Origin of the sequence: Streptomyces sp. NPDC090032, assembly GCF_044748025.1 — a bacterium.
Lineage (GTDB): Bacteria > Actinomycetota > Actinomycetes > Streptomycetales > Streptomycetaceae > Streptomyces.
The window spans coordinates 50,156-69,939 of record NZ_JBIVFF010000025.1 but is presented as its reverse complement, the minus strand read 5'-3'; the positions used below and the strand labels follow the sequence as shown (position 1 = coordinate 69,939).

At 66.7% G+C, this 19,784-nt stretch carries 14 protein-coding genes; 4 read left to right on the top strand and 10 right to left on the bottom strand.

The window, feature by feature from the left end; genetic code table 11:
- Positions 1-290, bottom strand: a 290-nt coding sequence (locus ACIPWY_RS38960) for a transporter substrate-binding domain-containing protein (protein WP_362910172.1), incomplete at its 3' end; no start/stop codon positions are given.
- Between the two features lie 52 nt (positions 291-342).
- A complete protein-coding gene (locus tag ACIPWY_RS38955; RefSeq protein WP_393705782.1) occupies positions 343-1,857 on the bottom strand; it encodes an aminotransferase class I/II-fold pyridoxal phosphate-dependent enzyme in 1,515 nt (504 codons plus the stop codon).
- A gap of 73 nt (positions 1,858-1,930) precedes the next feature.
- On the opposite strand from ACIPWY_RS38955, the gene ACIPWY_RS38950 reads away from it, so the two are divergent.
- Positions 1,931-2,854 (top strand): LysR family transcriptional regulator, encoded by a 924-nt coding sequence (locus ACIPWY_RS38950; protein WP_362910175.1) that lies wholly within the window; start codon positions 1,931-1,933, stop codon positions 2,852-2,854.
- Positions 2,855-3,121: 267 nt separating this feature from the next.
- Here ACIPWY_RS38950 and ACIPWY_RS38945 read toward each other — a convergent pair whose 3' ends face one another.
- Together ACIPWY_RS38945 and ACIPWY_RS38940 are read right to left on the bottom strand one after the other, a co-directional pair.
- The gene (locus tag ACIPWY_RS38945) at positions 3,122-3,808 is read right to left on the bottom strand and encodes a DUF3472 domain-containing protein (RefSeq protein WP_362910177.1); all 687 of its coding nucleotides are present in this window, start codon (positions 3,806-3,808) and stop codon (positions 3,122-3,124) included.
- Between the two features lie 592 nt (positions 3,809-4,400).
- Positions 4,401-5,675, bottom strand: coding sequence for an ROK family protein (locus tag ACIPWY_RS38940; RefSeq protein ID WP_393705783.1), 1,275 nt, complete (start codon positions 5,673-5,675; stop codon positions 4,401-4,403).
- Between the two features lie 194 nt (positions 5,676-5,869).
- On the opposite strand from ACIPWY_RS38940, the gene ACIPWY_RS38935 reads away from it, so the two are divergent.
- The 3 genes from ACIPWY_RS38935 (at position 5,870) to ACIPWY_RS38925 (ending at position 8,604) form a co-directional block, all read left to right on the top strand.
- Entirely contained in the window at positions 5,870-5,992 is a 123-nt protein-coding gene (locus ACIPWY_RS38935; protein ID WP_393705784.1) for a hypothetical protein, read from the top strand.
- Positions 5,993-6,079: 87 nt separating this feature from the next.
- Positions 6,080-7,909, top strand: coding sequence for an RICIN domain-containing protein (locus ACIPWY_RS38930; RefSeq protein WP_393705785.1), 1,830 nt, complete (start codon positions 6,080-6,082; stop codon positions 7,907-7,909).
- 368 nt (positions 7,910-8,277) lie between these two features.
- Entirely contained in the window at positions 8,278-8,604 is a 327-nt protein-coding gene (locus ACIPWY_RS38925) for a hypothetical protein (RefSeq protein ID WP_393705786.1), read from the top strand.
- Between the two features lie 102 nt (positions 8,605-8,706).
- Here ACIPWY_RS38925 and ACIPWY_RS38920 read toward each other — a convergent pair whose 3' ends face one another.
- From ACIPWY_RS38920 to ACIPWY_RS38895, 6 genes are all read right to left on the bottom strand, one after another.
- Entirely contained in the window at positions 8,707-10,329 is a 1,623-nt protein-coding gene (locus tag ACIPWY_RS38920) for a glycoside hydrolase family 13 protein (RefSeq protein ID WP_393705787.1), read from the bottom strand.
- A 24-nt stretch (positions 10,330-10,353) separates the two neighbouring features.
- Positions 10,354-11,292 (bottom strand): carbohydrate ABC transporter permease, encoded by a 939-nt coding sequence (locus ACIPWY_RS38915; protein WP_401536939.1) that lies wholly within the window; start codon positions 11,290-11,292, stop codon positions 10,354-10,356.
- A 36-nt stretch (positions 11,293-11,328) separates the two neighbouring features.
- Positions 11,329-12,225, bottom strand: coding sequence for a carbohydrate ABC transporter permease (locus ACIPWY_RS38910; RefSeq protein ID WP_401536937.1), 897 nt, complete (start codon positions 12,223-12,225; stop codon positions 11,329-11,331).
- A gap of 21 nt (positions 12,226-12,246) precedes the next feature.
- Positions 12,247-13,587 carry an N-acetylglucosamine/diacetylchitobiose ABC transporter substrate-binding protein gene (ngcE, locus tag ACIPWY_RS38905; protein ID WP_393705789.1) on the bottom strand — a complete coding sequence of 447 codons (1,341 nt, stop codon included), beginning with the start codon at positions 13,585-13,587 and terminating at the stop codon, positions 12,247-12,249.
- Between the two features lie 211 nt (positions 13,588-13,798).
- Entirely contained in the window at positions 13,799-14,989 is a 1,191-nt protein-coding gene (locus tag ACIPWY_RS38900) for an ROK family protein (RefSeq protein WP_393705790.1), read from the bottom strand.
- Positions 14,990-15,345: 356 nt separating this feature from the next.
- On the bottom strand, positions 15,346-19,191 hold the full coding sequence (locus ACIPWY_RS38895; RefSeq protein WP_393705791.1) for a glycoside hydrolase family 3 C-terminal domain-containing protein: 3,846 nt from the start codon (positions 19,189-19,191) through the stop codon (positions 15,346-15,348).
- Between the last annotated feature and the right edge of the window lie 593 nt (positions 19,192-19,784).

Here is a 19,784-nt window from a genome sequence, read left to right as displayed (position 1 = left end):
CCGAGCTGCTTGCCCATGGCGGCCGCGAGGTCGGGGTCGATGCCCGCCGTCTGGCCGGACTTGTCCTTGAACTCGACGGGCGCATACGCGATGTCTGAACCGACCGTGATGACACCCTTGTCGCGGATCTCCTTGGGGAGCTTGTCCGCGAGGGGGGCGGCATTGGACTTACCCTCGCCCCCGTCACTGGCAGCCTTGGTCTGGTCACCGCAGGCGCTCACGAGCATGCCGGCGGCACACACAGATACGACGGCCGCGGCTGCGCGGCGGCGAGTGATACGAGCAGTCATGTTCAGGTTCTCCGTGAATGAGGGGACGGGATAGGGGGTATGCGAGGGCGCGTCAGTCGGCGTGTGGGACACCAGGGTCGACCACCCTCAGCCGCGAGACATCCGGGTCGACCGCGCCCCGGACATAACCGTTGGGGGCGGCCGCGGTGAGCTGCAGGAATCGGACGGTCTCCGCGGTGACGACCTCTCCGGGGAGCACGTTGGGGATGCCCGGCGGGTACGCCGACAGGGTGTCCGCGGAGACGAGCCCGACGGCTTCCGCAGCGGGCACCACCCGAGTGGGACTCATGAACGCCTCGCGTGCGGTGAGTCGGGACCCTCCTGGCTGCGGCAGTACCAGTCGCAGGCCGTCGGCGCCTCCGGCGAGCGGAGCCGGCAGGGTGTGGAGCGCCTCGACGAACCGGGCGGTCTCGGGCACGGAGCCTGCGCCGATCACCGCCACGACCGCAGAGTCGGTGGCGACCTCGACCATGATCTGGTGGTCCCGGTAGAGAAGCCGCCGCGCTTCGTGCCCGGAGATCCCGCCGGCGCGTGTGTCGATGGGTATCCTCAGCGGATCCACGGCCCTGATATCGGGGAAGTCCGAGAATCTGTCGCTGACCACAGTGAACCGGCCGAACCGACGGATCGCTCTGCGTATCCTGTCTGCCGCTTCTACGGAGGCCCCGATCGCCTCCCGGTTGCGCACCAGGGTCATCCGGGCCAGATCGAGGGAGCCCATCAAGAGCGCGCTGGCGCTGGTGGACTGCACGAGCCGGAACGCCCGCTCCACCAGAGGCTCCAACGTCTGTGCGAAGGGGCCATGGCCCAGATGCAGCATGGCGGACTGGGTGAGGCTTCCCGCCAGTTTGTGCGTACTCGATGTCACCAGGTCGGCGCCTTGGGCGAGGGCATTCTCGGGCAGTCGCGGGTGGAATCCCAGATGCGCACCCCACGCCTCGTCCACGATCAGCGGGATGCCTGCGGCATGGGCCACGTCGGCCAGCGCCCGGACATCCGCGAGGGCACCGAAGTAGCTGGGTGAGACGACATACGCGGCGGCGGCGTCGGGGTGCCGGGCAATTGTCGCCGCGAGGTCCTCGGCTGTGACGCCGTGCGCGATGCCCTGCTCGGCGTCCACGGATGGCTGGACGAACGCCGCTTTGAGCCCGGAAAGCACCAGACCGTCGATCACGCTCGAATGAACGCTGCGCTGCACGACGAGCGTGCCGCCCAGGGCCGGGGCCACCAGGGAGGCGATCTGGTTGCCCTGCGAGGCGCCGTTGGTCAGAAACCAGGTGCGGCGGGCGCCCCATGCTTCGGCCGCCAGTGCAAGCGCCTCGGCCATGGGAGTCTGGGCGCCCAGGTCAAGCCCTTCGAGCAGCGGGGGGAAGTCCAGGAGCAGCGCCCGGGAGCCGAACGCCTCGGTCAGCGAGCTGAAACTATTCGTCTCAGCGGCGTGGCCGGGAACGTTGAGGCGGAGCCAGCCACGCCCGGCATGGGCGATGAGGGCCTCGGCATAGGGCGCGCTGAGCTGTGCGGACGCCGGCAGGGGGTGGACCGGCATCTCAATGGATCTGATGTTCACGCCGGTCAGCGTGACAGCGGCATACAGATAGAGGAATGCTGCATTTCTCTTCTGACCTCTATATTTTGTCTATATGCTCGAACTCCGTCACCTCCACGTGCTCCGCGCCATCGCACAGGAGGGCTCACTCGCGGGTGCCGCCCGCGCCCTTCACTATGCTCAGCCCACGATCACGCACCACCTGACGGTCCTCGAAGCGCACTTCAACGCCCGCCTGGTTCAGCGTGGGCCGCGCGGCGCGGGCCTCACAGAGCTAGGCGAGACGTTCCTGCCGCACGCCGAGGCGGTCATTGAGCGGCTACAACTCGCCGAGCGCGAAGTACGGGGCATGGCCGAGCGCGGGGCCCACTCGCTGCACATCGGCACCTTCCCGACGGCCGGCGCCCTGCTACTGCCGCCGGCCGTGAAGGACCTGCACCGGATGGGGGTCCAGATCTCCCTGGCCGAGGGCGAGTTGCCCACGCTCCTGGACCGGCTGCGGTCACGAGAACTCCAAGCCGCGCTCGTCTTCTCGCAGCCCGGAGACCGGCTCGACCTCGACGAGGACTTCGAACTGCATCCCCTGCTGACCGATCCGCTGCTCCTCGTCATGCCCGAGGACCACCGGTGCTCAATCCTGGCGCGCGTACCCCTGGAAGAGTTGCGCAACGACGACTGGGTCGGTGCGGCAGACCCGCGCGACCCCTGTGACCGCCTCCTGGCCTGGGCGTGCGCGCGACACGGCTTCGAGCCGTTGCATGTGATGCGGACGGACGACTACGCCGTGGTGCAGGGCTTCGTCGCAGCGGGCACCGGCGTCGCACTCGTACCCCGGCTCGCGCTCGGCGCGCCACGCGACGACCTCGTCGTACGGCCACTGGAAGGGCCGTCGCTCGCGCGGGAGATCAGTGTCGCCGTGCTGCGCTCGACCGCCGCCCCCAGCACTGAGGACCTGGTGACCGCATTGCGGCGGCAGGCAGCCCGGATCGCGAAGGAGTGGGAGTCGCACACGTCCTGACGTGTGCGACTCCGTATGAGAGGTGCACAGTGCGGTCGAGCGCGCCCGCTACGGAGAAGGCCCTCAGATTTACGAACGAGGCCGAGAACAACCGGCCACGGTGCTCGGCCAGAAACGCGAACACGCTCCCGGCCGGGATCAGACCCCGGCACATCCCCCACGCATCGGGCCCGACAGGCCCACCGACCCGCTCGCCCATCGCCACACCACAAGTCTGGTCCCGCCGCTTTCGCGGTGGGACCAGAACCCGACATCGTCACGAGCCTTCTAGCCGCCAGTGGTCATGGTGACTTCACCGTTGGAGACCGAGTAGCTGGCGTTGGCCGCGCACGGACCGTAGGTGTGGGCACTGGTGTTGGTCCCGGTGCCCGGTTCCGGGCTGACGAACGGCTTGGCCCAGACGACCTGCGCGTACGGGATCGAATTGCAGTCGGCCACCGAGGAGTAGTACTCGACGAAGCCCACGCCGCCAGGCTTGAGCTTCCCGGAGCCGGACGGGATCGTCCAGTTCCCGATGGTGGTCCATACGGCCGTCGTCGCGTCGACGACATAACCGGTCCAGTTGTCACTGCCGTTATTGATGACTTCGAGCTGGTAATTGCGTCCCGCGACCCAGGGGTAGCTGACACTGCAGCTCACACCGTCCCCGCCGTCCGCGCCGGCGCGGCAGTTGGGGTGAGTGGTCGAGGCGCCCGAACCGAACACGCTGAAGATCGCCCGGCCGCCGCTCGCCGGCTGCAGGCCGATGTATCCGACTTTTCCCGACTGGAAGTAGTACTGCTGCGCCCAGTAGTAACCGCTTGAACTCGGGGTGGTGTTGACCTTCAGTACGAAGGCGACCTTGTCGAGCCCGTCCGAAGGTGCTCCGGAGACGGACCAGCTGTTGGAGACCATCCCGCCCGGGGTCACCGCTGCCGCTGCCGTGCCGGTGGAATACAACAGTGCGGCGGCCACGGCCGCCGATAGGCTGAGACCCAGTCCGAGCCGTCGCCGGAGCCTTCGTGCCCAATCAGACATGTGCACTCTCCTGCCGTGTGGGGTAACCGCTTACTTCGGCGGTCGGCAGGAGAGTGGCAGTAAGCGTTTACACGCGCAAGGCATCGCGCACGGATATCTTCAGCAAAGGTGGGACGGCACGGGGCCGGCCGGCCGTCACTCAACATCGCCAGCGCGCCACGGACTTGGCCGCCCCGGTTCCTCGGCGACCGGCTGCTACGACGGCTTGGGCGTGCCGGCCAGGGGGCCTGTCGCCCCGGCGCGGCCGCTCCCGCTCGTCGGGTTCGCGGATCAGCCGGGCATCCACGACGAGACCGGAAGCGCCGGGCCTCTCAGGTGGGCATGCATACAGGTCTCCGGAGAGGAAGGAGGGGCGGCGGCAGCACCGGCTGCAAGCGGTTTCTCACACTGCGGGGTTCAGGTGTTCAACCGCCCCGACAAACTTGATCGCTTTCGTTCGTATCGCGTCCCCGCAGCGTGCGGGACACTCCGGACCGTCGACGGGCGCCTGCCCCGGGACCTCCGGCCAGCCGTGTGCCTGCCCCGTGCGTCATCCCCCGATGGCGGAGATCACGCTCGGGTCCTGATAGACCCTGTCGAGTGCCAGACAGGCGCCGCCGCGAGCCGCCGCACTGAACCCAAGGGCGGACGGAATGACGTCACAACGGCCGGCCTCGGGAGCCATGACCCGCGAGGACAGCTCGCCGCGTACACGGTCGACGAGGTAGTCGCCGAAGTGGGCGAAGTAGCCGCCGAGAACAATGGCCCGGGGATTGAGAACGTCCACCAGCAGTGCGAGTCCCAGCGCGAGTCCGTCGGCGATCTGCTCCAGCGCCGCTCGGGTGGCGGCATCGCCGGAATCGGCACGGCGGCGCAGCTCGGCCAGACGCTGTTCCAGATCGACGGTGGGGTCGTGGACCGAGTCGTTGGACGGCGCGGCGAGGCGCAGCAGGGCGGACAGGCCGACCATCGTCTCCCAGCACCCCCGGCGGCCGCAGGAGCAGGGTTGCCCGGTCGGATCCAGGGGCATGTGACCGATCTCGCCGGCGAATCCGGCCGAGCCGCGTAGCAGCCGGCCGTCGGAGATGATGCCGCCGCCGACACCCGTCTCGCCGGTCACGTAGATCAGGTCATGGATGTCCGCTTCGGCGACGACCAGATACTCGGCGACGGCACCGAGCTTGGCGTCGTTCTCCAGCCGGATCGGAGGTATCCCCGGGCCGAGCCGGGTGCGCAGGCCCTCGGTGACGGCGACCTCCCGCCACCCGATGTTGGACGCGTATGAGACCACGCCGGTGTCCATCCCGATCACACCGGGGGCTCCGACGGTCACCGCCACCGGGTGGACCCCTCGCGCGCGGAGGGTGTCGCGTGTCTCGTCGATCGCCTCTGCCATGCGGTCGAGCACGGCATCCGGCTCGGTGCCGCGGGCGTCGAAAGGCGTATGCCGCTCGACGACGGTCTCACCGCGCAGGTCGAGAGCGATCAGGCTCAGGTAGTCGACGTTGATCTCCAGGCCGATCCCGCAGATGGTGCGGCCGTCGATCTCCACGGTGCGGCTGGGCCGGCCGACCGAGCCGAGGCGCTCGGCCTCGCCCTCACGCACCAGGCCCCGTTCCACCAACTCCCCGACCAGGTTGGTGATGGTGGCCTTGGGCAGGCCGGTCTCCTCAGCGATCTGGGTGCGGGGCCGGGGCCCGGCATCGCGCAGCAGGCGCAGCACCAGACCGAGGTTGGTTCGGCGCAGTGACGCGCGGTCGCTCGCCCTGGACGCCCCTTCGCTGCCCAGATCGCGTACGCCTGCTCCGCGTAGGTCTGCCTTCACCAGGCCTGCTCCCGTTCAGTAGGGCGGTTCGCCCGTCAAGTTAGCCGGTTACCGCATCCCCCGGGGCGAACGCCCCCGTCGATTCCGGAAGTTGCTCCTGCCGAGCTGTTGACGAGCCACTATTAATTTTAGATCCTAGCCGAACTAAGAGAAGGTATGGGCTCTTCGCCGGATTCGGCTTTCGGGTGCTGTGGGTGGAGGACCAGTTCCGCTTCCACAACCGCGCTCCGCTGGACTGGGGCGGCGGCCTCGAGCCGCTCATGACGGACCGGCTCGTCCGCCTGGTGGGCGAACCGGTCACCAGGGAAACGGGCTGACCGGGCCAACCGACGAGGCGCAGACGGTATCGATCCGTGGGCCGCTCCCCTTCTCCCCCGAGCGGCTCGACCACGAGAGGAAAACCTGTGTCAGCTCGATCCAGAACGAGGATCGCCGGAGGGCTCGCGGCGACTGCCGCGGTGTTGGCCGGCGCGTTGGCGTACACCCCGATACCCGCCTCCGCCCACTCCCCGACGTACGGCATCAGCGTCGGCGAAACGGGCCCGTGGACCAACCCCGACGACAGTCCGGCGAGCACGTACATCGACAAGGACGGCACGTTCCACTACCAGTCCTCGCACGCCCTGTACGGAGCGAACGATCCGCGCGAGTGGGTGTTCTACACGGGCAAGGGCTTCGACTCGGCGACGCGTGACGCGAAGCTGAGTGACGCGGTGAACCCGGCCAACGCCAACGACCGCAACGGCGACACCACGTGGCGGTGCAACAACAGCCCGACCGGCAAGGAGGCCACGTACGCCCCCGCCGGATCGAGGTACACGCAGAAGAACTTCTGCGACCTGATGGGTATGTGGGTCGACCCGGACACGGGCGACTGGTACGGCCTGGTCCACAACGAGTTCACCCCGCAGCCCTTCGGCGACGGCCTGCATTACGACGCGATCGACTACGCCGTCTCCGAGGACCAGGGCAAGACGTGGGACATCAAGGACCACGTCCTCACCTCGCCGTACTCCACCAAGCGCGGCGACAACACCGCCTTCCCCAACGACCTCTACTACTACGGCGACGGCGACCCGCGACTGTTCGTGGACACCGCCTCCGGCTACTTCTACGTCTACTACAACTCCCGGGCCATCCCGAAGGGCGGCGTCCCGGGCGGCTGGACCGACGCCAGCCAGGCTCATGTCGCCCGTGCCCCGATGTCCGCGAAGATGGCGCCCGGCTCCTGGAAGAAGTGGTACGACGGATCCTGGTCGCAGCCCGGCACCGGCGGCAAGGAGAGCAACATGCTCCCGGTCGACGCCGAGCACCCCACGGGTTACACGGCCGTCGGGAACGACTACGACCCGGCCACACCCGGAACCGCCGCCGAGCAGCAAGCGGCCGGTGAACTGCCCGCCAAGGCCGACCTGTTGACGATGAACATCGCCTACAACGCGCACCTCGGCCTCTACATCGGCCAGCCCGAAGCCATCACCCAGGACAGCAGTGAACCCCAGCGCTTCTACGTCACCGACAACCTCGCGACGCAGAAGTGGAAGCTCCTCGGTGACACCGGCGACTACAAGTCCGGTTCCTGGTACCGCTGGATGCTGGACTCGGTGAACAACACCGGCTCCACCATCCTCGGCAAGAACTTCCGCAGCTACTGCTCGTTCCAGTGCTCGGACGGAAGGGACGGCGAGTACTACGAGACCACCGTCACCACGAGTGAGCCCGTAGCCCCCGTCAAGGCGGGTACTGCATACGTCATCAGCAACGGCGACGGCCGTACCCTCTCCCAGGCCGCCGGCAGCAAGGCGACCACCTCCCGGCGCGCGGGCGACCGGTCCGCTCTCAGTCGGTGGGTCTTCACCTCGAACGGCGACGGCTCGTATCGCATCGCCAACGCCGCCACCGGGCAGCTGATCGGCGTCGACTCCACCAAGAACGCCGGCCGCGCCTGGGCCGCCAAACCGACCGTGACGGCGGCACACGGGCGTAAGGCCACCGTGGGCCAGCAGTGGTTCGTCATCCGCAACACGACCACCGACGGCCGGTCCACGGGCACGTTCCGCCTGGTCAACCGCTACAGCGGCTTGGTACTCGGCATGTCGGGCGTTCAGGACAGACTCACCGAGACCACGCCCACCCGCGCCTGGACCGACACCACCCAGAACCCGGTCGGTGACGGCCGGACCGCCGCCGAGCAGACCCTGACGCTCAAGGCTGTCGGCCCGCGGGAGGGCTGACACCGGGCCGGTGGTGGGCCGGGGCGAATCGTACCGACCCACCACCGGCAGTAGCCCGCATCACCGGATGCGGGCCCTCCCGGGGGTGGTACTGGTCGGAGCTGCCCTTACCCGCGAGTGTCGGCGCTGAGCCGGTTGGACACGTCCGTCTCGGGTACACCCGCGCCTCGACCTCGAGGCAGTTTGACGCGTGGCTCGACGCCCTCGGTGAAGCCGAGGTCACGTCCCGGAGAAGAACTCCTCCTGCGCAACGAATGGCCTCGAGCTGGAGGCCGCCGTGAGCTCGTCTGGGAGATCCGCTCCTCCGGCGTTCGCCTCACCCTCGTCCTCCACGAACACAAACGGCTCGGCCGCGGCATCGCACTCCCATGCTCGCCGACGAACTGAAGGCGAGTGACGTCGGTCTGGAATTCCCTACCGGGGAGGTGAAGGGCTCGCACGGTCCCTCCGGCATCGCGTTCACCACGCTGGCGGCGATGTCCGGCATCGCGCGCGAGTACATCCGTGACCCAACTTTCGAGGGGCACGAGTCCGCCCACAAGCACGGCAAGACCATCGGCGGTGCGGGCCCGCCTGCTCCCACCAGCAGGAACTCAACGATCAAATTCGGAACATCAACGGGTTCTGAGTGGTTGCGGGGGCGTCTGATGAGTCATCTGGGAGCGGACCTTGGACTCTGGGTCGTAGGGAGGTGAGGTGGTCGGGCTTCCGGCGTCGCCCGCCCAGGGTCGTTCCTGCGCATGCCGCACGCGGCGGATGCGCGGACCGTGGGCGGGTCTGCCCGGGACTGCCTCACGTCACAGAAGTTCCAGCCACGCCGCCGCGTCGGTCGGCAGCATCCCGTCGTCGAGAGGGACGCTCGTAAGGAGCTGCCGTGTGTGTGCGGGCAGAGGTTCGGGCTGCGACGAGAGGTTCACCACGCAGGCAAAGGCGGAGGAGCGGGTAAAGGCCAGGACGCCCTCCGGTGCGGGAAGCCACGCCAGCGTCCCGTCGCCGAGGTCGGGATGGCCCGTGCGGATGCGCAGAGCGGTGCGGTACAGCTCCAGCATGGAGCCGGGGTCATTGTCCTGGGCCGCGACGGTGTGGTCCTTCCAGGCGGGCGGTTGAGGAAGCCAAGGTTCGGTGCCTGTACTGGGTGGGCTGAAAGCGAAAGGCGGAGCCTCGTCCGCCCATGGGAGGGGGACGCGGCAGCCGTCACGGCCCGGATCAGTGCCGCCCGACTGGCGCAGGGCCGGGTCTTGGCGCAGGTTGAGGGGAATGTCTTCGACCTCCCACAGGCCGAGTTCTTCCCCTTGGTAGATGTAGGCGCTCCCTGGGAGGGCGAGGTTGAGCAGAGCGGCGGCCCGAGCGCGGCGGGTGCCGAGGTCGAGGTCGACCGGGGCGTGGTGGACGCGGCGGCCGTCCAGGGCGTACGAGGTGTCGGTGCGGCCGTAGCGGGTGACGTGCCGCGTGGTGTCGTGGTTGGACAGCACCCAGGTTGCGGGGGCTCCTACACGGGCGTGGGCCGCAAGCGTGGTGTCGACGACGTTGCGCAGGGCATCTGCGTCCCATGGGGATTGGAGCAGAGGGAAGTTGAAGGCTGAGTGGAGTTCGTCCGGGCGCAGGTACCGGGAGAACCGGTCGGGGTCGTCGTCCCAGAGTTCGGCGACGAAGACCCGATGTCCCGGGTACTCGTCGAGTATGCGGCGCCAGCGGCGGTAGATGTCGTGGACACCCTCCTGGTCGCGCCAAGGGCGGACCGCACCGGCAGGCAGCATGGTGGTTTCCGGTAGCCCGGCCGCCTTCACGAGGTGGTCGGCTACGTCGATACGGAATCCGGCCACGCCTCGGTCGAGCCAGAAGCGCAGGACGGACTCGAACTCGGCTTTGACGTGAGGGTGTTGCCAGTTCCAGTCGGGCTGCTGCGGGGCGAACATGTGCAAGTACCATTCACCGTCGGCTACTTGAGTCCATGCGGGGCCGCCGAAGTGGGACTGCCAGTTGTTGGGCGGAAGGTCGCCCTGCTCGCCCCTGCCCGGGCGGAAGTGGAAGCGTTGCCGCTCGGGCGAGCCGGGTCCCGCTTCGAGGGCCGCCCGGAACCAGGGGTGCCGGTCGGAGCAGTGATTGGGCACCATGTCGACGATGATCTTCAGGCCCTGTGCCTCGGCCTCCGCAATAAGGGACTCAGCCTCGGCGAGAGTGCCGAAGACGGGGTCGATGTCGCGGTAGTCGGCGATGTCGTAGCCGGCGTCGGCCATCGGGGAGACGTACCAGGGCGAGAGCCAAACGGCGTCGACGCCCAGGGCGCGCAGATGGCTGAGGCGGTCTCGGATGCCGGCGAGGTCGCCGATGCCGTCCCCATTGCCGTCGGCGTAACTGCGGGGATAAATCTGGTAGATGACGGCGCTGCGCCACCAGTCGGTGTCTGTGGTGCGGGTCATGTGCGTGAGGCTCCTTACAGAGGGCTACTTGAGTGCGCCGGAGGTCAGGCCGGCTTGGATCTGGCGTTGGAAGATCACATAGATCACGAGCACGGGGAGGATGGACATCGACAGGGCGGCGAAGAGGCCGCCCCAGTCGGCCTGGTTGCCGGCCGCGGTGGTGATGCTGGCGATGCCTTGTGGCAGTACCCATTTGTCCTGGACGTTGCCGGGAAGCAGGACCAGCGGGATGAGGTACTGATTCCACTGGCCCAGCACGTTGAAGATGGTGAGGCTGACGACGGCGGGTTTGGCCATGGGCAGCATGATCTGGAAGAACGTGCGCGCGTGGGAGCAGCCGTCGACGAACGCGGCCTCGGCGATCTCGCTGGGCAGCGTGGTGAAGTACGCGGCGAGGAAGAAGATCGTGAACGGCAGTGAGTACGAGATGTAGACCAGGACGAGGCCGGTGTGGGTGCCCAGGAGGCCGAGGTTCTTGACGACGAAGAAGAGCGGGACGAGGGCGAGGAACACCGGGAAGGTCATGCCCGAGACGAACATGTAGTAGATCGCGCGGTTGCCGCGGAATCGGTAGCGGGCCAGCGTGTAGGCAGCGAGCGAGCCGAAGAGCATGGTGCCGGCGACGCCGAAGAACGTGACGACGACGCTGTTGAGCAGGTACTGCCTGACGTAGGCGTTCTCCCAGGCCCGCGTCCAGTTGTCCCAGCGCAGGGCGTGCGGCAGCGTGAAGGGTGAGGAGAAGATCTCTTCGGTGTCCTTGAAGGAGCCGAGGAATGTGAACAGCAGTGGCACGATGACGATCAAAGCCCAGATGGCCAGGACGAGATGGGCCAGACCGGTGAAGAGGCGGACGTCGCGGCGGGCGTTCGTGTCGGGCGGGCGCTCATTTTGCACGCGTACCGGAGTGGGTTCGGTGCCCGGCGGAGGGAGTTCACGTACCGCCATGGGGCCTTTGGAACTCATGCGGTCAGGTCGCCTCTCACTCAGTATTCGAGGGGTTCACGGCGGGTGAAGCGCAGGGTCAGGACAGTGATCGTCATGACGATGAAGAAGAGCACGACGCCGAGGGCGGAGGCGTAGCCGAACTTGTAGTAGCTGAAGGCGTTCTGCCATACCTGCAGACCGACCACTGTGGTCGAGCCGTCGGGGCCGCCGTTGTTGACCGACAAGACCTGTACGAGGGCGAATCCGTCGAGTATTCCGATGCCCAGGTAGATCCAGGCGACCTGAACGGTGTTGCGAAGCAGGGGCAGCGTGATGCTGAAGAAGGTGCGCAGGCGTGCGTCCGGCGCCGTCGAGTTGCGCGGCCTCGTACAGTTCCTTGGGAATGGCGGCCATTCCGGCACAGAACAGCACCAGGTAGAAGCCGACCCCGCCCCACACCATGACGCCCATCAGCGACCACAGGGCGTACGAGGGGTCGGTGAGAAAGCCGACGGGTCCGATCCCGACCGAGTGGAGGGCGGCGTTGAGGACGCCCGAGCCGTCGGGCCGGTAGACGGCCTGGAACAGGACGCCCACGACAGCGATCGACAGGACCTGGGGGAAGAAGAACACCACGCGGTAGAAGCCGGAGCCGCCAAGTCCCTTGCCGCTGCCGGGTTTTGTTCCTGCGGCGGTGAGTAGGAAGGCGAAGGCGAGCGCGAGGCCGATGGTGGCCAGGGGGACGACAACGAGCATGGCACCGTGGTTGCGAAGCGCCTTGAAGAAGAGGTCGTCGTGGAAGATCTGGGTGAAGTTGTCGAGGCCGATGTAGTTGGCCCGTACCGAGACGCCGCGCCAGTCGGTCAGCGGGATCTGAAATGCCTGGACGTACGGGCTGATCACGAAAACCAGATAGAGGATCACTGGTATGGCCAGGGATCCGACGATGAAGCGGTGTCTGCCGTGCCGCATGTGACTGCTCCTCTCGCTCGGTCAGCGCCGGTACTTCTTCACGGACACGTCCTTCTTCATGGCGTCAGCCTTTTTCTGCATGCGCGCCGCGAAGGCGTCGGCGGAGGCACGGCCGAAGGAGAGGTCGAGCACGGCACTCTTCAGCTCTTCCGCCAGCGGCTTGTACCAGGTGTTGAACTTCCAGTTGACCAGCACGTTGTCGGCGCCCGCAGCCTCCAGGGCGCGCTGCGAACTGGCCGTGCCCGGTGGCAACGTGACGCCGTCGGCGACCCCGCTCACCGTGGTCAACCAACCGCTCGCCTCGGTGAAGGCACGGGCGGCGGTGCGGGAGTACATCAACCGCATGTACTCCAGTGCGGCAGCCGGATTCCTGGCCTTGGCGGGCACGAAGGTGCCGCCTCCACCGAAGGTCGCGTAGATCGCGTGGGCGGGCAGCTTGTCATGGGACGTCAAGCTGGGTGTCGGTGCCATCGCGTACCGGAAGCCCTTCGGCGTGGATGCCTTCTGCTCGCTCTCGAGCCAGTCGCCGCTGGGGTAGAACGCCACCTTGTGCTGGTTCTGGCGGAGTTGCACCTCGGTGTGGATGAGTCCTTCGAAGCTCATGTCGCTGTACGTGGCTCCGACATGCGCCCACGCCTCGGCCGCCTTCTTGATCGCCGCGGCCTCCCAGGCGTGCGGTTCGAGGTTGTCGACGGCGCGCAGGATCTCCGGGCCGCCGAGTTTGGCGGCTGAGGTGAGCAGGACGTTGCTGTGGTAGTCGGCGGTGTTCTTCCCTGCGAAGCCGTACGGGATCACGCCCGCCTCCTTGATCTGTTCGCACAATGTGAGGAACGCACTCCAGGTGTCAGGGACCTGCCAACCCTTGCCCTCGAAGAAATGGGCGTCGTACCAGAGGCCGAAGCCGCGCGAGTAGTACGCCAGTGAGTAGGGGCGGCCGTCGACGAGCGTGTCCTCGTAGGCGCCGGGGAGCAGGGTCTCCTTGACGGTCTTCTTCGGGTCGTCGAGGGAGGGCGCCTCGTACAGCGCGGTGAGGTCGAGGACCTGACCGTCCTGGATGAGCACCCCGACATCGAGTGAGTCGGCGCCTGAATTGTCCACGCAGTCAGGCGGGTTGCCGCCGACGAAGCGGGGCTGCAGGGTCTGCGACATGCGCTCCGTGGAGCGGCGCTCGATCCTCACGTCCGGGTGCTTCTTCCGGAACAGCGGGTCGACCGCGTCCGGCAGGTAGGCCGGGCTGCCGCCCTTGAACCAGACGAGCTCGACGTTGCCCTTGTCCGCGAGGCCGAAGGGGTTGTCAGCGGTTTTCTCGACGGTGTCGGTCGTGCTCTGGGCGCCGTGCTCGCCCAGAGCACAGCCCTCCAAGGCGGTTGTGGCAGTGAGTGCCGCCCCTGTGGCCAAGGCCCCTCTGAGGAGGGAGCGGCGGGTGAGAGCATGCTGAAGGGACACGGGTACCTCCGGGACACATAGGAAGGAGGAGCTTTGCCCGTACGCCATCGGATCCGCCGTACGAGGAAGTGCAGTGCCGTGGTGTGGTGAGGGGAAATGGGCCGGACACCCGCCGACCGGGCAAGACTTACGCAGAACCGACGAAGATGTCCTGCAGAGCGACCATGGCGGCGCCGCGGGCCCACGCCTCGTCGGGCAGCGGGTGAGTGAGGAGCTCGTAGTGGTCCGCGGGTAGCAGGACGTGGGCCGCGAACGCCTCGCGCAGGGAGGTCATGAGCAAGTCGGAACTCACCACTCCCTCACCGGACAGGATGATGCGCTGCGGATTGACGATGTTGGCGAGGGTTGCGATCTGGGTGCCGAGCGCGGTACCAGCCCGGGTGAAGGCGGCTGTGGCCGCCAGGTCACCGCTCCGCGCCAGGTCGGCGGCGGCACGGATGTCATCCAGGTCCGGCCCGCCGGCCTCGACGATCGAGGCGAGGATAGCGGGATCGGCTGCGACCGTCTCCAGACACCCGCGATTGCCGCAACGGCAGATCCGCCCGCCGGGCTCCACGACCGCGTGCCCCAACTCTCCTGCCCCGCCTCGGACTCCGCCCATCAGCTGACCGTCGAGGACGAGCGCGCTGCCCACGCCGGCGCCGAGGGTGACTACGACGAACCACGGCACGTCCACTCCGGCGCCGAACCACTGCTCGGCGACGGCCAGGGCGTTCACGTTGTTCTCGACGACCGTCCGCAGGCCGGTCTCCGCGGTCAGGAGCCGAGCGAGTGGCACCTCGCGCCAGCCGAGTTCGAGCGAGGTGTGGACGAGCCGCCGGTCCGCGTCGACATGCCCACCGAGAACCACCCCCAGATCGTGTGTACATTCCCGCAACCCGGCCTCACTGCCCACGAGTTGCTTGACCAGATGTCCTATCGCGCGCACCACGTCGGCCACTTCGGCGGAGACGAGCCGAACCCGCTTCGAGACCACCACCGTGCCCGCGAGGTTCGCCACGACTCCGATCACCTCATGGCCCGTGGTCTTGACGCCGACGACGCAGCGCCGCTCGGGCCGGACCCTCAACGGCACGCGCGGGCGCCCCTTGACCGACTCCGCAGCATCCCGGGGCTCGTCAGGCGCCTCGTCCGTGACATACCCAGCCTCGACCATCGGCGCAACCGCCTTGGTCACGGTGCCGTGCGACAGACCGGTCACCTCGGCGATCTCACTGCGGGAGATCGGGCCCTTGGTGATGATCGCCCCGAAGACCAGCGACCGGTTCCGGTCCCGGATGACGTACCGGTCCTCGACGGACGTGTGCCGTGCAGCCATCGCTCCCCACCCCAGTTCGGCGGCGCGGCGAAGGGCCGCGCCATCACGGAAACCTTGGCGCGCTTCTTTTCGTTCGTCAAGAAAAAAAGCGAGATCCGGCGCCGCCCCCGCTGACTGTTCTCAGCGAGGGCGGCGCTGTCGACGCTCGAGGCGATCAGCGCATCCACGGCGGGACATTGCGGGCCCGCGCCCGCCTGGACCAGAAGTGCCGCGTGCATGCCGCGCTCACGCGCCGGCGCGTACTTGCCGTCTGGCTCGGAAACCGGGATGAGTCCGCCCAGCGCGAGCGCAGGCTTCCGTGTCGGAAACTCGCGGCTGGTGCAGGATGGAAGTCCGGGCGTCGATGACCGCAGCTGTCAGGGAGCTGTGGCACGCCGCAACTGATCCGGGCTGTCTGCTGGTCCGACGAACACGTCTCGGGCACCGTGGGTGCGAGTCCACTGCTGCTTAGATGTGGACCAGTACTGCAAAGCGCGCGGATCGACATGGGTCGTCACGGCACTCGCCGCTCCCGCAGCGATGGTTATGCGCTCGAAGCCTGCCAACGCCCGTGGAGCGAATTCCGCACCGTTCGGCCGTTTGGACGGTGGGCCGACGTACACCTGTGCCACGGCAGCACCGGCCTGCGATCCGGTGTTTCTGATCGTGTAAGACACGTCCAGCCCACCGTCGTTGGTGGCGGTGACAGTCGGTTTCGAGTAGGCGAAGTTCGTGTAGGAAAGGCCCCACCCGAACGGGAACTGTACTGCCGTACCCAGCTGGTCGTAGTAGCGATAGCCTGCGTAGATACCGAAACTCGCTACCTGACGCGCCGGGTAGGCTGCGCCCTTGGCGGTCAGTGCGATCGAGTCGATGTCGACGTTTCCGCTGTCTTTGCCACTCCGTAGAATTTTGATCCTGTGAATTCCGGCGGTCAGATTTACCTCAACAGTCTTGACGCTCCAGGTGTTCCGGTCACTTAGCGCCGGCAGGCTGACTTGTCTGGCTTTGCCGTCGACGTCGACGGTGAGTGTTTTCGAGCTTCCCATTGCGTTGCCGTAGCGCAGTTGCAACGTGTAGCTTCCCGCGTCGGAAGGAAGGTTTATCTGCGTTTGGTCTCCCGTCTCGGTGAAGTCGGCGACTGCCCCTTCACCGGTGTAGCCCTTGTGGTCGACAGTGGTCTTGACACCCTTTCCGCGGATTCGCCCTCGTTCAACTTCGCAGGTGACAGCGACGGAGCATTCGAACAAGCCACCGAGGCCGTTTGCTGCGCCGGGGAAATCACGGCCTGGGGCCGTCAATGCCAGACTGTCCACATTGACGTTTCCGCTGGTGTTGTCCGAGCCGCCCCGGAATATCCTCACGGTGTGGGGCCCAGCCGTAAGACTCAATGAGATTTGAGCGATCGACCAGTTTCCCCGCCTTCCGGTGCTCGGCAGAGGCAGCAGTCTCGCCGGCCCGGAGTCGACAGCAACGCGCAGCGACCGGCTCGACCCCGTCGCGTTGGCGTACCGAACTCTCAGTGTGTACGTGCCCGTTGCGCTCGGACTGACCTGGTAGCGCGATGAATCTTCGTCGGTGAGAAATCCGGTGACGAATCCAGAACCGGTGTGGTTTCTCTGGTCGGTAGCGATGGTCGGGCCGTTCAGTTTGGCGTCTTCGCCCTGACAGACCGCATCTGTCTCACAGACCGGCACTTGTCCGGTCGGCCTTTCCGTTCCGCCCACCCGCTCGGGATGGGTACCGGTGGCATCTCCCGGAAACAGTCCCTGGTTCTGGTCGTTGCTGAACAGGGTGTCTTTGCCTCCTCGCGGCCAGGTGGTCACCGTGCGCCCGGACGGATTCGCCAGCCCCAGCAGCAGTCGCGCCGTTGCCGTACCACCCTCTTGGCCTGGCTGCCACATTTCCAAGACGCTCTTGACGTCGTGTATCCAGGAGGTGGTGATGACGGGGCCTGGGGTGTTCAGCACGACTGACGTGTTCGGGTTTGCCGCCGCGACCGCCTTGATGAGGGCGACCTGATCGGCGGGCAGCTTCCCGAGAACCATGTCCGGATTCGCCGGATCAGTAAGCTGACCGGTGTTTCCCGCACCAACGAATACGATGGCCTTGGACTTGCCCTTCGCGGCCGCTGCAGCATCGCTTATGTCGCCGTCTGTGCGGCTGTAAGCAAGCCGGAAACTGGCCTTCGCGGAGCTGCCGTTCGAGAACGATACCGAGATCGAGTGATAACCGGCAGACAGACGTCCCATTTGGTATGCCGAGTTATTGAGCCCGCTCGCTGTGAAGCCGGCCCGGGTAGTGCTCATATCCATCGGAAACATCCCGGGCCGAGGACCGCTGTAGACACCTGCCGGCGTTGATGCTTCCTGAGGCTTTCCATCGACGGTGAGCCCAACGCTGACGTCGGAGCTTTTCGTGCTCTGGGTACGCAACGTGTACGTGTCTGCTGACGGTACATACAGGTAACCGCTCCAGACATAGTCCCCCTTGCCGAGCTCTCCGGCCGATGAAGCCGTAGTGAAGTCGAGCGAACTGTCTGTCGTTGGGGCACCGGGGCCACCCGTTCGGTGAAGTCCTCCGGTGACTCTCTTGGTCGATGTCGACAGCGCTGATGAGGGTAGGGCATAGCCGCTCGGGCTCAGAGCCGGGCTGTAGGTGAAGGCGCTGTCGTTCCGGGCGAACGTCTTGATCTGCTGGAGGGTGTTGATCACGCTGCGGTCGGGGTAGCCGCCGGAAGCCTCATTGTTGGGAGAGCCGACGTTGTATTCGGCCAAAGGGCCGCTGAGTGCGACTCCTGAGGACAGGTCGGTCGGCGTGATGGGGAGGGTCGAGGAGTCGTTCTTCAGGAGCACCCCTCCTTCTTCGGCAGACTTCTCAGCGACCGCCGCATCGCCGTGTTTTGTGCCTATCACGGCATCTGATCCCGGGCTTCCGGTGGGGAGAGCGGCTGAACCATCGCGTACCCCGCTCACGCCTCCGGGGTTGCTGCAAGAAGCGCTGGTGTCGTTGCAGCCGAGCAGACCGAAGCGCTCTTCCTGGTAGAGCACGCGGGCGAGGGCCTGCTCAAACACGGGCAACGGGATTTTGCCGCTGTGTACGAGTTGTGGAATTTGGTCCCAGACACTTGTGCTCCCGGTGCGCGGGTCCGCGCCCGGCATGTTCTGCTCGGTGCCCTGGGCGAGATCGTTGCCACTGGTGGCTACGGGGTAGTCGGTGCCCACGAATGCTTTGGAGTTCCATTCGCCGCGGATGAGTTGATCCTGGACCAGGGGGTTTCCGCAGGCGAAGTTGGCGTCGGTAAGGTTGCGAGTCTGCGCTGTGGTGCTGCCGAACGGGCTCTTCTGGGTGAGTTGCCCCAGCGTTGTATTCGGTGCGTCGGGGACTTGAACTTTCTGGTAGGAGCACATGTACGACGCCGTCGAGCCCTTTTTTCCGGCACTCTCGTAGGGCGGTGCGAATAGCTCGCGTATCGCCTGATCCGCTATCTGGACCGGCTGGTTGATATCGTTTCCGTAATAGCCCAGAATGTGCTTGGTCTGAGCCATCGCGTGCCGGCCCTGGATCCCGTTGACCTCGGACGCTGCTGTTTCGCCGCCGAGGTAGGGGTCCTCCCCCGTTTCGTCACTGGCGCGAGCCCAGTTGGGGAAGATGTCCGTATCTACCTGCGGGCCCAATAGACCGGTAGCCATATGTGCGCGCGCCTCGGCGCCTTGCACCTGGCCCCAGGCGTTACCCAAACTGCGGTCGAATGAGCCGGCCACCGCAGAATTCTGCGTGGCGGCTGTGGACTGTCCACGCTGCGGCCCCGCAAACAACTCGACGCCGGCTCCGTCGGTCCAGCACAACGGCGAGATGGCTGGTGTAGTGCCACTCGGAGCGACATTGGAGCCGGTCTGGTGACAACTTGCCACAGGAGAGTGGCCGTCACTGTACTTGTACCCGTCGGTGCCGTCGAGAATCTGCAAGGCGTTCTGCAGCTGGCCCAGAGTCGGAGGATTCGACGGCAACAGCTGTTTGATCAGCCCTACGACCGTCCGGGTATAGGGAGCCTGAGGGTCCTCCGATGGTGAGTGAACTTCCGATGGCAGTACGACCGGCAGCTTGTAGGGAACATTGGCCGGCTGTATCTCCGTGAAACCCTTGGCGACCGCCATCGCGCGAGGTGGTGCGGCAGCGACAAGGGTGCTCAACAGGGCAAAGGACGCCACTGCCACGGTCACCGCACGCCAGGTATGAACGGTCGCACGCCTACTCGCGATTTTGACTCTTCCTACTTCGGACCGTACGCGAACTCTACTCATCCAGGTCGCCTTTCTTGAGCGGAGAGGAATGCGCCGACACGAGGCCCATACGCTTGAGCAACATCGTGAAGAGCGCTCGGACTCGGCAGCGTGAGGACATGTGTGCAGCGGTTGACCAGCCGGTACGTGCCGGTGGCCGCGTCGCTGGCGGACTTGCCGGGGATGACGAACCACTGCTGGCCGACGGTGGGGCCGCCCGTGCCGGCCACGGTGGCGTTTGGGAGCGGCCTCCCACGCCCGGGGGCTGCTCGATGTGACGTCCACGCCCAGGAGTTGGCCGTGGCGGCGTCGGCGATCCGGTACGAGCCGTCATCGCTGGAGGCGGAGGACCGCGCCAAGTTCCGATCCGGTGGCGGCAGGAACGTCTGTGGTGGCCCAGGTGTCCCAGCCTGCGCCGGGAGCCAGGCCGAGCTGGGCCTGTGGGACATCGCCGGACTGGGCCGACAGAGTCCGGGGCGTCGTCCGGCCGCCTTGCCCCTGTTGCCGGTGAGGCTGAGGGTGCGGCAGCGTAG

Bases quoted from the DNA above. Each gene is read 5' to 3' on its own strand.
- ACIPWY_RS38950 (WP_362910175.1), top strand. From the start codon at position 1,931: ATGCTCGAACTCCGTCACCTCCACGTGCTCCGCGCCATCGCACAGGAG.
- ACIPWY_RS38925 (WP_393705786.1), top strand. From the start codon at position 8,278: ATGCTCGCCGACGAACTGAAGGCGAGTGACGTCGGTCTGGAATTCCCT.
- ACIPWY_RS38920 (WP_393705787.1), bottom strand. From the start codon at position 10,329: ATGACCCGCACCACAGACACCGACTGGTGGCGCAGCGCCGTCATCTAC.
- ACIPWY_RS38915 (WP_401536939.1), bottom strand. From the start codon at position 11,292: ATGAGTTCCAAAGGCCCCATGGCGGTACGTGAACTCCCTCCGCCGGGC.
- ACIPWY_RS38910 (WP_401536937.1), bottom strand. From the start codon at position 12,225: ATGCGGCACGGCAGACACCGCTTCATCGTCGGATCCCTGGCCATACCA.
- ACIPWY_RS38900 (WP_393705790.1), bottom strand. From the start codon at position 14,989: ATGGCTGCACGGCACACGTCCGTCGAGGACCGGTACGTCATCCGGGAC.